Here is a 15555-nt window from a genome sequence, read left to right as displayed (position 1 = left end):
AGGCGTCCCGCGATCTAGTCAGCCTGGATCTGCCCCACCAGCTTGCTGCGCTGCGTCCCGATCCATGATTTCGCGCTTTCGATTAAGGTCTTGTGCAGCCGGCTGCGTTCAACTCCCCTCGTCATGAGCAATCCAAGCTTCATTGGGCGCTGTTGTCCGGCCAAGGGCACGAATTTCATTGGATTGCCGTCTGGCGCCACATCGTGCATCGGCCTGACATTCACGATGGAATAGCCAAAGCCGTTCGCGACAAGGCTGCGCATTACGGCGACATCACGGGTCCGCTCGACGACATTGGCGCGCAAGTTCTCATTCGCAAAGAACGACAGGAAATAGTCCGCGCTGAGCGGCAGATCCAGAAGCACCATCGGGAAGGGTGCCAGTTCCTGTACCGACACTTTCGGAAGATGGGCCAATGGGTGCCCTTCGCCCAATGCCACCAGCGGCGGCAATTCGATCATCGGCGTGAAATGCAGATCCTTGGGCAGGTCGAGATCATAGGTCAAAGCAAGGTCAATCTTGGCCTGACGTAGCAGGCTGAAAAGCTCGGCCTGATCGGATTCGATCTGCGAAATCCGGACTTCGGGATATTGCTCGACGAAACTGCGGCGCAGTCCCGGCAGGACAACTTGCGCGAATGTGCTGAGACAGCCGATCGCCAACGGGCCCCTCACCCTTCCCGACAGATCACCTGCAAGGTCGCGCAATGCGCCCGCCTGCCGCAGAACGGTCTGGGCATGATCCAACAGCTTGCGCCCTGCCAAAGTCGGGGTCAGCCCTTGTGCGTGATGCCGCACAAACAATTTTACCCCCAGTTCATCCTCAAGCTGGGAGATGCCGGCTGAGATGGAGGGAGATGAGACATTCACCTGTTGAGACGCCGCGGCGATGCTGCCAGTTTCGCCCACGGCGACAAAATATTCCAGTTGCCGCAGTGTATAGCGAAGGGGCATCGTCCATCCCGGTCCTGAGGCGATTGATGGCCTCGAAAATGATACACGGCGGACACACTCCGCCGCGAATGCCAGCCTGTCGCGGTACAATGAAATTGTAAATGATCCGCGGCCGCCGCGCTGCAACACCGAAGCCAAGCGCGTCTGAGGGAGCTGGGTTCAGCCAAGGCTTTCAAGCACACGATCAAGCATCCGGTCGCAGGCAGCCAACTGAGCGATTTCAAGATACTCGTCCGGTTTGTGGCCTTGCCCCTCCATATCGCCTGGCCCACATACGATTGTCGGAATCCCGATCCCCGCGAAGTATCCGGCTTCGGTGCCGTAAGCGACCTTGATCGGCCCCGGATTCCCGCTGAACGCTGCGATCCGATGAACGATCGGATCGTCCTTGTAGACGGCGAAGCCCGGATAGGCATTGATCGTCTCGATGAAGATATTCGCCTCGGGGCAGACTTCCCGATATGGCACAAGCACAGGCGCGATCTCGGCAGCCAGCCGCGCGATGAAGTCGGTCGGATCGTCTCCGCCGATATGACGCAGCTCGAACTCCACGGTCGCAACATCCGGGACGATATTCAGGGCCGCGCCGCCCTGCATCCGCCCCGCGTGAATGGTCGAATAGGGTATGTCATAGGCATCGTCCTGCCCCGCGCTTGCTGCGTAGGCTTCCTGAATGCGGCGCAGGCAAGCGAGCAGGTCCGACGCAAGATGCAGTGCATTCGCATATTTCGGGGCCAGCGAGGAATGGCCCGCCTTACCGCGGCAGGTGGCGCGAAAGGCCATCTTGCCTTTGTGGCCGATGGCGGGACGCATGCCCGTCGGCTCTCCGACGATGCACAGATCGGGATTCCAGCCCAAAGCCTGATAGCCGGGCATCATCTCGCGGATGCCGGTGCAGCCGACCTCTTCGTCATACGAGATGCAAAGCATCAGGGGCTGTCCCAGGTTTGCGCCTCGCGCACGTCCAGCCAGCGCCAGCATGGAGGCGAGGAAACCCTTCATGTCCGTGGTACCGCGGCCGTACAGCCTGTCGCCGTCTTCTGTCAGCGTAAATTCGGGTCGGGTCCAGTTCTGGCTTTTCACCGGCACCACGTCGCTGTGTGCGGACAGCATGATACCGCCTTGCCCAGAGCCCAGCCGGGCCAGCAAGCCGGCCTTGGGTTCGGTCGGACTGGGAAGTCGATGGATCTGAAAACCGCACAGGCGCAAATGATCTTCTACGAAATCGATCAGCGCCAGATTGCTTTCGGCGCTGACGGTCGGAAATGCGATCAGGCGATCCAGCAGCTCCAGTGTATGGTCATAGGGCTTGGTCATGGCCTCCTGCCGGGCTGGGATTTTCCGATCCTTATCTTTCCCTATCCTTTGGCAGAGTAAAAAGAGCTTCTTCCATGTTGTTGCTGCGGAAAAGCCTAAGCACCGGGTTTAGGACAAGCCTAACCGTTGCTCTTTGATTTCGTAATTTTCGCGTTGGGGAGGCACGGCTAGCTTTTCCAATTGACAGGGCTGCGGTCTGAACGCGCCCCATCAATCCGGAAGAGGATGCTGAAATGTCAGTGGAGAAGATCGATACGCTCGTGATCGGCGCCGGTCAGGCGGGCGTTGCGATGAGCGAGCATCTGGGGAACGCCGGGGTGCCCCATCTGGTCCTTGAAAAGGATCGCATTGCCGAACGCTGGCGCAGCGGGCGCTGGGACTCGCTTGTGGCGAATGGACCGGCATGGCATGACCGCTTTCCCGGTCTGGAGTTTTCCGACGACCCGGACGCATTCATCGGCAAGGACCAGGTCGCCGATTACTTCGAAGCCTATGCCAGAAAGATAGACGCCCCCATCCGCTGTGGCGTCGAGGTCAGCGAGGTCCGGCGAAACACCGGACGTCCCGGCTTTACCGTGACCACCTCGCAGGGTGTCATCGAGGCCGCGCGCATCGTCGCCGCCACCGGCCCGTTCCAGAAACCCGTTATCCCCCCCGTTGTCCCGAGAGAGACCGACATCCTCCAGATACATTCCGCGCAATATCGCAACCCGCGGCAATTGCCCGAAGGTGGCGTTCTGATCGTCGGTGCCGGATCGTCGGGTGTCCAGATCGCAGACGAGCTCATGCGTGCAGGTCGCAAGGTCTATCTTTCGGTCGGTCCCCACGACCGCCCCCCGCGTGCATATCGCGGTCGGGATTTCTGCTGGTGGCTGGGCGTTCTGGGAAGATGGGACATGTCGGCCCCGAAGCCCGGCACCGAGCATGTCACCATCGCGGTCAGCGGCGCTCGGGGTGGCGAGACAATCGACTTCCGTCGACTGGCCCAGCAGGGCATGACGCTGCTTGGCATGACACATAGCTGGGACAATGGCACGCTGTCCTTTGCCGATGATCTGGCCCGCAATCTTGACGATGGCGATGCCAGCTATCTTTCGCTTCTTGACGAGGCGGATGTGTTCGCCACGCAAAACGGTCTGGACCTGCCGGAGGAGCCGGAGGCGAGGCTGCGCGTTACCGATGCCTTCTGCATCACGCATCCGATCCGCGCCTTGGAACTGGGCAAGGAAGGGATAGGAACGATCATCTGGGCGACCGGATTCTCGGTCGATTACAGCTGGATCAAGGTCGACGGTTTTGACGACAGAGGAAGACCGATCCATCACCGCGGCGTCTCGGTCGTGCCCGGTATCTATTTTCTGGGCCTGCCCTGGCAATCGCGCCGCGGCTCCAGCTTCATTTGGGGGGTATGGCATGACGCAAAGCACGTCGCCGAACAGATCGGAATTCAGCGCAAATACATGGATTACCACCGCCACGCATCCCGCGTGACCGAAAGCGTCTGAACCGCACGTCGCCTTCTGCGCCCAAATCACCCTGTATCACGGAGAATGGACATGGCCCATCATCGCATTCGCAAGTTCAACACCAAGGAAACCTATCCCGAGCAGAGGCTCGACAATGATCTGTGCCAAGCTGTCGTCACCGAGGGCGGAAGGATCGTCTGGTTGCGCGGCCAATGCCCGCAGAACCTGGATGACGCGAAGAATATCGACAGTCACGATCCGGTCGATCAGACACACAAGGTCATGCAGAATATCAGGCAACTGATCGAGGAAGCCGGCGGCAGCATGGAACATCTCGTCAAGGTCGTCGTCTATATTACCGACGTGCGCCACCGCGAGGCCGTCTATCGCACCATGGGCGAATATCTGAAGGGTGTTCACCCGGTCTCGACCGGGCTTGTGGTCCAGGCACTCGCACGTCCCGAGTGGCTGGTCGAAATCGACGGCACCGCCGTCATTCCGGACTGACGCCATGACCTTTTCTATTGTCGCCCGCTGCGCCGAGACGGGGATGCTCGGCCTGGCAATTTCGTCCTCTTCCCCCGCAGTCGCAGCGCGCTGCTCTTATGCCCGTGCGGGGATAGGTGCGGTCGCAACGCAGAATGTGACCGATCCCCGCTTGGGTCCATTGGGGCTGGACCTGATGGAGAATGGCCTCAGCGCCGCCGAGGCTGTCGCCGAATTGCGTCGCACCGCTAGGTTCATCGAATATCGGCAGGTGCTGGCAGTCGATCGAAATGGTCTGACAGCCATTCATTCCGGTCCGAATTCCTTGGGGATCTGGACCCAGGCACAGGCTGAGAACGTCGCGTCGGGCGGCAACATGTTGGCCAATGACGGTGTGCCTCAGGCAATAGTCGATGGTTTTCTGTCCGCAGGCGGCCATATCGCCGACCGCCTGATTGCCGCCATGCGTGCGGGCATTGCTGTCGGGGGCGAAGCCGGCCCCGTCCACTCGGCAGGGATAAAGATCGTCGACAAGGTCTCGTGGCCCGTGGTCGATCTGCGCTGCGACTGGACCGAGGACTGCCCGATCGAAGCCATCGCCAGCCTATGGGATCTCTACAAGCCGCAGCTTGGCGCCTATGTCCAACGCGCGCTGGATCCGCGCGAAGCCCCGTCTTATGGCGTGCCGGGCGATGAATGACGATCCTTCCATGTCACCGGCATGCGGAACCGGTTCCGCAACATATCCAGAAAGTTGAGGAATCCATGTGGCACGTCGTCATAATCGGGGCCGGTCAAGCGGGCGCGGCATGCGCAGTGAAACTGCGCGCGCTCAAATTCGATGGCGAGATCACGTTAATCGGCGACGAGCCTTCGCCGCCCTATCAGCGCCCGCCCTTGTCCAAGGCCTATCTTTTGGGCGACATTGAGCAGGAACGGCTGTGGCTGCGCTCGGCCGATTTCTGGTCAGAACACCGTATAAACCTGAGGCTGGATCAGCCGGTTCTCGCAATCGACACCGGCGCAAGGCGCGTGCGCTTTGGCGACGCCGATCTGGCCTATGACGAGCTGGTATTGGCGACCGGGGCTGTCCCGCGCCGCTTGCCTGCAGCAGTCGGGGGCAATCTGGAAGGCGTCTTTACGGTCCGCACCTTGTCGGATGTCGACCGGATGCGTGCCGAGTTCGTCGCTGGCCGGAGGCTTGTGATCATCGGCGGCGGCTATATCGGCCTGGAGGCCGCCGCCGTCGGGCGCAAGCTTGGGCTGAGTGTCACGGTCGTCGAAATGGCCCCACGGATCCTTCAGCGGGTGGCGGCTTCGGAAACCGCAGACTACTTCCGCAGGTTGCATCGCGACAATGACGTGCAAATCCTTGAGGGGACCGGCGTGGATCGGCTCCTTGGCGAAACGCGCGTTCTGGCGGTGAAGCTGAGCGACGGTCGTGAGTTGCCTGCAGACTTCGTGATTGCGGGTATCGGCATAACTCCCTGCGATGCGCTTGCATCTGCAGCGGGCATTATGATCGAAGACGGTATCCGCACGAATGCGCGGGGACGAACCTCGGCTGAAAATGTATGGGCCGCCGGGGATTGCGCGTCTTTCCCGCTGGACGGACGGCAGGTTCGGCTTGAATCCGTCGGGAACGCCATCGATCAGGCGGAGCTGGTGGCGGCCAATATCACGGGTGCGGAAAAGGACTATGTGCCACGGCCGTGGTTCTGGTCCGATCAATATGATTGCAAGCTGCAGATCGCCGGACTGAACTCGGGCTATGATCGCACCGTGGTCAGGGCCGGGCAGGGGGTGCCGACCAGCATCTGGTACTACGCGTCCGACCGATTGCTGGCCGTTGACGCAATGAACGACCCGAAGGCCTTCATGGTCGGCAAGCGGCTGATCGAGTCCGGTCGAACCGTCGATCCCGACATTCTGGCCGACATGGCCACCGACCTGAAATCCCTCATGCGATAGGCCGTCACCTCGCCTTCGGTCGAACCGCAGACTCGAAATAGCTGCGCGCGTGTTCGGCAAAGCGGCGGGCGACGAGGCCCCGGTGAACTCCCTCCCGCGATGCAAGAACCACGCGAAGGGGTCGCACATCGTTTTCGATCGCCAATGTCCTGACCTCGCGCCCGTCATAGGTCCGTGATGATGGCGGGCGCATCACGAGGAAGGTGAAACCAAATCCGGCCGCGACCGCGCTGCGCACGGCTTCCAATGACGACGAGACATAGGATATCCGTGGAGTCATGCCGTTTTCCGACAGCAGCTCCTCGAAATAATGCCTGCTGCCCGGACCGTCCAGCATCACATATGGCTCATCCGCCAGTTCGGACAGTCTGACTGAAGTACGCTCGGCCAGGGGATGTCCAGCCGATACGACCACCATCGGGGGCAGGGACGCCAACTCGAGCAGGTTCAACCCCGCGGTGTCCGCACCCCGGTCATAGGTGAGCGCGAAATCCAGGGAGCCTTCCCGCACCGCCTCGGCGAGTTCCAGCAGCGACATTTCCCGTGGCGTAATGGTCAGCGCGGGCTCTGCCTCGGCGAAACTGCGGATCAGGTCGGCGGCGAAAAAAGGGGTGAGGGTCCAGAACACGCCCAATCGAATTTCGCCTGCCAGCTCGGCAGCCAATGCCGCCGCCTCGCGCTCGACCTGAAGAGCCTGATGCTCCAGCCGCACGACATGTTCAAGGAATGCACGGCCCTGGACTGTCAGGGTCAGGCCGCGGGCGTGATGGCGATCAAACAGGATCAGGCCAGTCACGGCCTCCAGCTTTTCAAGCGCCTGAGCGATGGAAGGCTGGGAAATGTTCAAGACTCGCGCGGCTTGTGCGATGCCGCCTTGCTCCGCCACTGCCCGGAAATAGGCACATTGTCGCAAAGTAAAGCGAACCATATTTTTACGACCTTATCATAGGATATATGAATTTTTACCTTCTTAAAAAAAAGGTCAAGCTCTCCTTATCCGCTTCGCCCAAAACCTTCGGGCCGAAGTGAAACCTGACAACAACAATAAGGAGGTCAGCCATGTCGCCAGCTCAACCCATTGACGAATTGCTCGCAGCTGCCAGCCGCCCGCTGGAAAATGCCCGTGCAATGCCGCCATCCGTCTATACCAGCACAGACTTCCTTCAGCGTGAGCTGGAAGCGATTTTCTCGAAAGAATGGGTCTGCGTCGGTCGCGCCAGCAGTTTGCCGAATGTGGGTGACTACATGACCTACGACTTGGCTGGACAGCCGGTTGTCGTGCTGCGCGACAAGGATCAACAGATCCGCGCCTTTTCGAACGTCTGCCTGCATCGCATGTCCACGATCGTCGAAGGCAGCGGCAACAAGCGGGTTCTCGTCTGCCCTTATCATGCCTGGACCTATGGACTTGACGGACAACTGCGCGGTGCGCCGTTCATGACCGAGACAACCGGCTTTTGCAAAGAGAGCTATCGCCTGCCACAGATCCGTTGCGAGGAATGGCTTGGCTGGATCTATATCACGCTGGACGAGTCTCGGCCGAGTGTCGCGCAAGAACTGCGCGAGGTCGAGGAGATGATCGCCCAGTACGAGGTGCAGAATTACGTCGAATGCTTCCGCGAAACCCATGTCTGGGATACGAACTGGAAGGTGCTGGCCGAGAATTTCATGGAAAGCTATCATCTGCCGGTCTGCCATGCGGCAACGGTCGGCGGGCATTCGAAGCTGGAAGAGATGGACTGTCCGCCGGGCCTGCGGAACTTCAACTATCACTGGATCACCAAGGAAGCCTCGCTTGCGATCGGCAATGCGCATCCGGACAATACCCGTCTGGAAGGACGCTGGCGCAAGACGACGGCTCTGCTGACCCTCTATCCCAGCCACCTTATCACGCTGACCCCCGGCTATTTCTGGTATCTTTCCTTGCATCCGAAGGGGACCGGACAGGTGGCGATGGTGTTCGGCGGCGGACTGTCTCCCGAGTTCATGGGTGATACGCGCGCGGAAGAATATGTCTCGTCGCTGAAGACTTTGCTGGATGAGGTGAACCTCGAAGATCGCGGCTGCACCGAGAAGGTTTTCCGAGGCCTGAATGCCGATGCGGCGCAACCGGGCCATCTGTCCTATCTGGAACGTCCGATCTATGACTTCATGCAATACATCGCCGAACGCACGGCCGGGTTCGAGCGCTCTTTCGCGTTGGCGGCGGAGTAGTCGAATGGCTGTAGAAAACCTTGCCAAGATCAATGCGATGAACGACACGCTGCGCGAAATCGCAGCCCTGCCCGAGCATGAGGCCCAGTGCTTGCCCGGCCGCTTCTATACCGACCCCGACTATTTCCGCTACGAGGTCGAAACCTTCCTGTCCAGGGAATGGCACGCGCTCGGTCGGGCCGATGAAATTCCCAAGCCCGGAGATTATTTCGTGACGCAACTCTTTGACGAGCCGCTGCTCGTCGTGCGGGGTGATGACGAGGAGGTGCGGATATTGTCCAACCTTTGCCGCCACCGGGGCATGCCTCTGGTCGAGGGGGTGGGATCGACCCGGCGTTTCGTCTGCGCGTATCACGCCTGGACCTATGGGCGGAACGGGCAGCTGATTAACGCGCCGCGGATGAGGGACAAGGGCGTCACGGAAAAGAATTGCAGCCTGCCCACATTCCGTTGTGAAATCTGGAATGGCTTCATCTATGTCAATCTCGATGACGATGCCGCGCCCCTTGCACCCCGGCTTGGCCAACTTGAGAACATGCTGGGGAATTATGATCCGTCTCGGATGCGGATCGTGCGCAGTTTCGAGGAGGACTGGCACACGAACTGGAAATGCCTAGTCGAGAACTTCATGGAGGCCTATCACCTTTCGGTCGTCCATCCGGAAACGCTGCATCCCTATACGCCGACCGGGCTTAGCCGGAAATCGATGTCGGATGACAGCTTCACCTCTTACTGCGCCAATTATCCCGAAACTGCCGCATCAAGGGGGGCGGGTGCGCCCGGCCTGACGGATGATGAGCGAAAGCGCTCGACGCTGTTCAATCTTTTCCCGACTCAGATCGCCAGTCAGGCGGCCACGCTGCTGGTGTCGTTTTCCATCAAGCCGTTGGCTGTCGATCGCATCCGCGTCCGGTGGACGATGTCGACCTATGGTGACGAACTGACGCAGGACGAGCTTGAAGAGCGGATCGCCCTTTGGCACGAGGTCAATCGCGAAGACCGCGAAAAGCTGGAAAAGATGCAGCGGGCGCTCGCATCGCGACATGCCCCGTCGGGTCAACTGGCGCCGCGCGATTATGAAGGCACGATCTGGGACTTCTACCGCTATCTGGGCCGACAGATCCCATCAGTCGAATCCCCGCTGCGCGCGGTATCAGGCGGCTGACATCGCGTTCGGCTGAAGACGTTCACAGCCGGCAATTTCGCATTCTGCCTGAAGCAAGGGCCTTCCCGGAAATCGAGCAGACGAATTTCCGGGGAGGTGTTTTCAGTGCCCATAAAGGTCGCAGCCGGAAAGCTGGCGCCTGCGCGGATCGGTCTGTTTTCAAAGCATCGCTCAAGATTAGCATCGCCCTAATCAGAGTTGCGGAAAACGTTAATTTACCCAATGAAACGCTGCTTCAATGATGGTTCAGCACTTCTCCAATCCAGCGCGTCCGGTGCAAGCGCTCACAGGCGGATAACCGGAATGACGGCGATACGCCAAAAGCCGGATCGTCGCGAAAACCATACAGGGAGCCAGACTTGAGGACAGCTACCGCAGCCCGGATCAGTCCGGAAAACGAGGTCGCAAGGGATACGTTCGTCTCGTTCGATCGAGTTCAGAAGAGCTATGACGGTGAAACGCTGGTCGTCAAGGATCTGAACCTGACCATCGCAAAGGGCGAGTTCCTGACCATGCTCGGGCCGTCAGGCTCGGGCAAGACGACCTGCCTGATGATGCTGGCAGGTTTCGAGACGGCGACCTCGGGCGAGATACGGCTTGCGGGCAGGCCGATCAATTCCGTCCCACCCCACAAACGTGGGATCGGCATGGTGTTTCAGAACTACGCGCTTTTTCCCCATATGACCGTTGGTGAGAACCTGGCTTTTCCGCTGAAGGTGCGGGGATTGGACAGGGCCGCGCGCGAGGCGAAGATCATGCGCGCGCTGGACATGGTTCAAATGGGCAACCTGGTAAATCGCCGCCCGGCGCAGATGTCGGGGGGCCAGCAGCAGCGGATCGCGCTGGCCCGCGCACTCGTCTTCGATCCCCAGCTCGTATTGATGGACGAACCGCTTGGGGCTCTGGACAAGCAATTGCGCGAACACATGCAGTTCGAGATCAAGCGCCTGCACGAGCAGCTTGGGATCACCGTGGTGTATGTGACGCATGACCAGGGCGAGGCCCTGACCATGTCGGATCGCGTCGCCGTCTTCAACGACGGGCGCATCCAGCAACTTGCGCCGCCGGCCGAGCTTTATGAACGTCCCGGCAACAGCTTCGTCGCCCAGTTCATCGGCGAGAACAACAAGCTGCCCGGACGCATCGAGACGCTTGGCGGGTCTGTGGCAACCGTCCTCCTTGCAACCGGCGAACTGATCGACGCCACGCCCGTCAATGTCCGCTCTGCGGGACAAGAGACACTGGTCTCGATCCGGCCCGAGCGGGTCGAGTTCAAGCCCGAGATGATGCCGGTGGACGCGCATCGGATTGGCGCCGAAGTGCTGGACGTGATCTATATGGGCGACGTGCTGCGCATCCGGATGAAGGTCGCCGGCTCGGATGATTTCGTCATGAAATGCCGGAACACCCTGGGTCAACGCCGTTTCACGCCCGGCGAGCGGATCGAAATCGGCTGGCACTCCGAGGATGCTCGCGCGCTCGATCCTCTCTGAAATACACCCCCCCGCGATAACCATGACCGCAAAGGTCAGACAAACATCCACCTGGGAGAAGATATGATGAAGAAATTCCTGATGCTTACAAGCGCCTTCTCGATTCTGGCCTGTGCCGCACATGCCGACATAACCGTCGTCAGCTGGGGTGGCGCTTATGAAAAAAGCCAGGTTGAGGCCTATAACAAGCCGTTCATGGCCGAAACCGGGATCCGCATCACGATGACCTCGGCAGACAATCCCGCCGGCCCTATCAAGTCAATGGTTGAATCGGGAAACGTCACGGTCGATGTCGCGGATCTTGAATATACCGATGCGCTGCGTCTTTGCGATGAGGGCCTGCTCGAAGAGATCGATCCCGCCAGCCTGCCGGCGGCGCCCGATGGCACCCCCGCGACCGAGGATTTCTTGGATGGCGCACTGACCGATTGCGCAGTTGCCTCGATGGTGTTCTCGACAGTCTACGGTTTCGACACCAGTAAGTTCGCCGATCAAAAGCCGAGCACGATTGCGGATTTCTTCGATCTCGAAAAATTCCCCGGCAAGCGTGGCATGCGCAAAAACCCGAAGGCAAACCTTGAGATTGCCCTGATGGCGGATGGCGTTCCGCCGCAAGAGGTCTATGCCACGCTCGAGACGCCCGAAGGACTGGACCGAGCCTTTGCGATGCTCGACAAGATCAAACCCCAAACGGTCTGGTGGGAGGCCGGCGCGCAGCCTCCGCAACTTCTGGCCGATGGAGAGGTCGCGATGACCACCGCCTATAATGGCCGGCTGTTCAGCGCCGTCGTCACCGAAAGCAAGCCCTTTGAAGTCGTGTGGGACGGTCAGGTCTACGAATACGAGCTTTTCGGCATTCCCAAGGGCGCACCAAACAAGGACAAGGCGTTGGAATACATCAAGTTTGCCACCGGAACCCAGCGGCTAGCCGATCAGACGAAATGGATCAGCTATGGTCCGGCCCGCAAATCGTCGCTGCCCTTGGTCGGCCTGTTCGAGGATGGCAAGACCGAGATGGCCAAGAACATGCCCACCGCGGAAGCCAATCTCCAGCATGCTTTGCGGTCTTCCGTGGAATTCTGGGTCGACCGCGATGTGGAGATCAGCGAGCGGTTCAACACCTGGCTGACCAACTGATCCAACGCAGTCGTCCGGAAATCTGAAGGATCTCGCTTTCATTGTCCGATGAAGGGGCGGCGTTCGCTTTCGGGCCGCCCCTATCTTCTACACCGGAGAAATGTTCATGGCAGATGTCTCTGCGAACCTTGGGGTCGCGAATGTGACCGCGTCTCAATCCCGCCTTTTCACGACAGATGGCCGCTCGCTCAAAACTGCGCTGGCCGCCGCTCAGGTCCGGGCCAAGCGCCGTGCGTTGCTGCTGGTGTTGCCACTTCTGCTTTTCCTCGTGATCAGCTTCGTGATGCCAATCGCACAGATGCTGCTGCGTTCAGTCCATAATGATGCGTTTTCGGCGAACATGCCGGTGCTGTCAGCATGGTTCAATGAAAACCCGAACAGCGCGCCCGACGAGGCCGCGTATGCAGCGCTGGTTTCGGACCTGCGGCACGCGCGCGCAGACAAGACTGCCGGACTGATCGGCACGCGCGTGAATTACGACCTAGCAGGTTCGCGGTCGTTGTTTACCGCCGCAGCCCGCAAAGCCGAAGGTCTGAAGCCGCCCTATCGCGAGGCGGCAATCGACCTGAGCGCGGATTGGGGCGATTCTGCGTTATGGCAGGCTATGCGCTCGGCATCCTCGGCCTATACGACGAGCTTCTTCCTGGCCGCATTGGACCTGACACGCGACACGAATGGCAAGGTTGTTCGGGTCGAAGAAGGCCGCAGAATCTATGTGTCCCATTTCGTGAAGACATTTACATTCTCTGCGGTCATCACCGCGATCTGCCTGCTGCTGGCTTATCCGGTCGCGCATATGCTGGCGACCTTGCCCTTGGGCAAGTCCAACCTGCTGATGATCCTTGTGCTTCTCCCGTTCTGGACCTCGCTCCTGGTCAGGACGACAAGCTGGATGGTGCTGCTGCAGGAACAGGGCGTGGTCAACAACGCGCTCGTCGCCTCAGGGGTTGTCGACCCCACCAACCGTCTCGCGATGATGTACAACCAGACCGGGACGGTGATCGCGATGGTGCATATCCTGCTGCCCTTCATGATCCTGCCGCTATACGCGGTCATGCGCCCGATCAAGCCTCATTACACGCGGGCCGCGCGAAGCCTGGGTGCAAGTAGCTGGACCGCGTTTCGCCAGGTATATTTGCCGCAGACGTTGCCGGGCATCGGGGCGGGTACGCTGCTCGTCTTCATCCTGGCGGTCGGGTATTACATCACGCCCGCACTGGTCGGCGGTGCAAGCGGCCAGATGATCTCGAACTTCATCGCCTATCACATGCAAGGTAGCCTGAACTGGTCCATGGCCGCTGCGCTGGCCGCGATCCTGCTGGCGGCGGTCCTGCTGCTTTACTGGCTCTATGACCGCCTCATCGGCATCGACAACATCAAGCTGGGATAAGCCCATGTCGCTTCCAATCTACGCCACGCCACTTGAAAAGACGTGGCACCTTGTCCGTCGGACCATGTGCTGCCTCGTCTTTCTGTTCCTGATTGCGCCGGTCCTGATCGTGATACCACTCAGCTTCAATGCGGAGCCGTATTTCACCTTCACACAGAAAATGCTGTCGCTTGATCCTACCGGCTTCTCGATGCGCTGGTATGATGCCTTGCTGACGACCGGGATGCACGCACCTGACGCCGCACGCGGCCTCTCATGGTGGAGCGATCTCTGGCAGAATGCCCAATGGATCGCCGCGGCCAAGAATTCGATCATCGTGGGTTTCTTCTCGACGCTGTTGGCCACCGCGCTCGGCACCCTGGCGGCGCTCGGTCTCAGCCGGCCAGAGATGCCCGCGCGCCGCATCATCATGGCGATCCTGATTTCGCCGATGATCGTCCCTGTCATTATCACTGCGACAGGCCTGTTCTTCTTCTACTCGTCCATCCGCATTCAGGACTGGGGTGTTCCTTACCTCGGCATTATCCTCGCACATGCAATTCTGGGTATTCCCTTTGTCATCATCACGGTAACGGCAACGCTTGCCGGCTTCGACCATTCATTGACGCGTGCTGCGGCCTCGATGGGCGCCACCCCTTGGGTAAGCTTTCGCAGCATTACGTTGCCGCTGATCCTTCCCGGAATGATTTCAGGCGCGCTCTTCGCTTTTGTCACTTCGTTCGACGAAGTCGTCGTCGTCATGTTCATCGCAAGTCCCGACGAGCAGACCATTCCTCGGCAAATGTGGAATGGCATCCGGGAAAGTATCAGCCCGGCAATTCTGTCGGTCGCAACAATCCTTGTGATCGTTTCGGTCCTGCTGCTGACGGCAGTCGAACTGCTTCGTCGGCGTAGCGAAAGGTTGCAGTCGGGCGTTCGCTAGGGCGGGGACTGCGCCCTGATCCTTTCCATCCCAAATGGCCCCCAAACGGCATCCACAGCAAAGAACAAGGGCTCGCGGTGCAGGCATGGGGGACTTTGGTGAGATTTTCCGTGAAGGTGATGCTTCTGCCGTTGGATTTTTCCACCTACCGCCAACGCTGAATACGCTGCAAAAACGTTTGACACCGGAACGAAACATGAAGTTATTGCTTGTGTTGATTTTTTTCCATTCAGTATGAGAGTATTCCATGGCTATTATCCCCGGCACGAGTGGCAACGATAGTCTGCAGGGCGGTGCCGACAGCGATACCATTTACGGCGGAGCGGGAAACGACACCCTGACCGGCGGGGCCGGAAATGACTCGCTTTATGGTGAATCCGGCAACGACATCTTCGACATCACGGCCAGCGATTTCGGGACCGACCGGTTCTTTGGCGGGGACGGCGCGGACGCGATCCGGCTGAGGGCGCATATCCAGACCTCCAGCGTCCTGTGGAACAGCAGCTATCTGGACAGCGTCGAGCAACTGGATTTCAACTACTACACGCTTTCCGGCACGACGGGGAATGATCTGATCGATATCAGCGGCTTCTCCTCAATCTCGGGTTACAGGCAGATCAATCTGGGCGACGGAAACGACACCTTCCGCGGCTTCGGGGGCTCGGATCTGGTCGATGGCGGCACCGGAAGCGACAGCCTTTATGGCGGCGCGGGAGGTGACACCCTGATCGGCGGGTCCGGAAATGACTCGCTTTATGGTGAATCCGGCAATGACGTCTTCGACATCACGGCCAGCGATTTCGGGACCGACCGGTTCTTTGGCGGGGACGGCGCGGACTCGATCCGGCTGAGGGCGCATATCCAGACCTCCAGCGTCCTGTGGAACAGCAGCTATCTGGACAGCGTCGAGCAGCTGGATTTCAACTACTACACGCTTTCCGGCACGACGGGGAATGATCTGATCGATATCAGCGGCTTCTCCTCAATCTCGGGTTACAGGCAGATCAATCTGGGCGACGGAAACGACACCTTCCGCGGCTT

Annotated in this window: 14 protein-coding genes; 11 read left to right on the top strand and 3 right to left on the bottom strand. The window is 59.6% G+C overall.

Annotated features, from left to right (window positions below; translation table 11 throughout):
• Window positions 1-14: 14 nt before the first annotated feature.
• Together ACO2Q4_RS03680 and argE are read right to left on the bottom strand one after the other, a co-directional pair.
• Window positions 15-1082 carry a LysR substrate-binding domain-containing protein gene (locus ACO2Q4_RS03680; RefSeq protein WP_311761263.1) on the bottom strand — a complete coding sequence of 356 codons (1068 nt, stop codon included), beginning with the start codon at window positions 1080-1082 and terminating at the stop codon, window positions 15-17.
• 30 nt (window positions 1083-1112) lie between these two features.
• Complete coding sequence (gene argE, locus ACO2Q4_RS03675) at window positions 1113-2270, bottom strand: acetylornithine deacetylase (RefSeq protein WP_423317348.1); 1158 nt, start codon at window positions 2268-2270, stop codon at window positions 1113-1115.
• A gap of 233 nt (window positions 2271-2503) precedes the next feature.
• Between argE and ACO2Q4_RS03670 the strand changes: the two genes are divergently transcribed.
• The 4 genes from ACO2Q4_RS03670 (at window position 2504) to ACO2Q4_RS03655 (ending at window position 6193) form a co-directional block, all read left to right on the top strand.
• Window positions 2504-3775 carry a flavin-containing monooxygenase gene (locus tag ACO2Q4_RS03670; RefSeq protein ID WP_311761204.1) on the top strand — a complete coding sequence of 424 codons (1272 nt, stop codon included), beginning with the start codon at window positions 2504-2506 and terminating at the stop codon, window positions 3773-3775.
• Between the two features lie 51 nt (window positions 3776-3826).
• Entirely contained in the window at window positions 3827-4243 is a 417-nt protein-coding gene (locus tag ACO2Q4_RS03665; RefSeq protein WP_311761203.1) for a RidA family protein, read from the top strand.
• A gap of 4 nt (window positions 4244-4247) precedes the next feature.
• Window positions 4248-4922: a DUF1028 domain-containing protein gene (locus ACO2Q4_RS03660; RefSeq protein ID WP_311761202.1), complete on the top strand. Its 675-nt coding sequence runs from the start codon at window positions 4248-4250 to the stop codon at window positions 4920-4922.
• 65 nt (window positions 4923-4987) lie between these two features.
• Window positions 4988-6193: an NAD(P)/FAD-dependent oxidoreductase gene (locus tag ACO2Q4_RS03655; protein ID WP_311761201.1), complete on the top strand. Its 1206-nt coding sequence runs from the start codon at window positions 4988-4990 to the stop codon at window positions 6191-6193.
• 4 nt (window positions 6194-6197) lie between these two features.
• Here the strand turns inward: ACO2Q4_RS03655 and ACO2Q4_RS03650 are convergent, their stop codons facing one another.
• A complete protein-coding gene (locus ACO2Q4_RS03650) occupies window positions 6198-7121 on the bottom strand; it encodes a LysR family transcriptional regulator (protein ID WP_311761200.1) in 924 nt (307 codons plus the stop codon).
• A 131-nt stretch (window positions 7122-7252) separates the two neighbouring features.
• Here ACO2Q4_RS03650 and ACO2Q4_RS03645 point away from each other — a divergent pair, with 131 nt between their 5' ends.
• From ACO2Q4_RS03645 to ACO2Q4_RS03615, 7 genes are all read left to right on the top strand, one after another.
• Window positions 7253-8407: an aromatic ring-hydroxylating oxygenase subunit alpha gene (locus ACO2Q4_RS03645; protein ID WP_311761199.1), complete on the top strand. Its 1155-nt coding sequence runs from the start codon at window positions 7253-7255 to the stop codon at window positions 8405-8407.
• A 4-nt stretch (window positions 8408-8411) separates the two neighbouring features.
• Window positions 8412-9572, top strand: a complete 1161-nt coding sequence (locus ACO2Q4_RS03640; protein WP_423317343.1) for an aromatic ring-hydroxylating oxygenase subunit alpha — start codon at window positions 8412-8414, stop codon at window positions 9570-9572.
• Between the two features lie 359 nt (window positions 9573-9931).
• Window positions 9932-11065 (top strand): ABC transporter ATP-binding protein, encoded by a 1134-nt coding sequence (locus ACO2Q4_RS03635; protein WP_423317341.1) that lies wholly within the window; start codon window positions 9932-9934, stop codon window positions 11063-11065.
• 66 nt (window positions 11066-11131) lie between these two features.
• The gene (locus ACO2Q4_RS03630; RefSeq protein WP_311761196.1) at window positions 11132-12202 is read left to right on the top strand and encodes an ABC transporter substrate-binding protein; all 1071 of its coding nucleotides are present in this window, start codon (window positions 11132-11134) and stop codon (window positions 12200-12202) included.
• A gap of 106 nt (window positions 12203-12308) precedes the next feature.
• Window positions 12309-13592, top strand: a complete 1284-nt coding sequence (locus ACO2Q4_RS03625) for an ABC transporter permease (RefSeq protein WP_423317339.1) — start codon at window positions 12309-12311, stop codon at window positions 13590-13592.
• Between the two features lie 4 nt (window positions 13593-13596).
• Complete coding sequence (locus ACO2Q4_RS03620) at window positions 13597-14514, top strand: ABC transporter permease (protein WP_311761194.1); 918 nt, start codon at window positions 13597-13599, stop codon at window positions 14512-14514.
• A gap of 247 nt (window positions 14515-14761) precedes the next feature.
• Window positions 14762-15555: calcium-binding protein (locus ACO2Q4_RS03615; RefSeq protein ID WP_423317337.1), on the top strand; the 794-nt coding region annotated here is incomplete at its 3' end.

This window comes from Paracoccus sp. KR1-242, from assembly GCF_049446195.1.
Taxonomy (GTDB): Bacteria; Pseudomonadota; Alphaproteobacteria; order Rhodobacterales; family Rhodobacteraceae; genus Paracoccus; species Paracoccus broussonetiae.
Note: the sequence above shows the minus strand (reverse complement) of the source record. Positions and strands in the feature narration are given on the sequence as shown.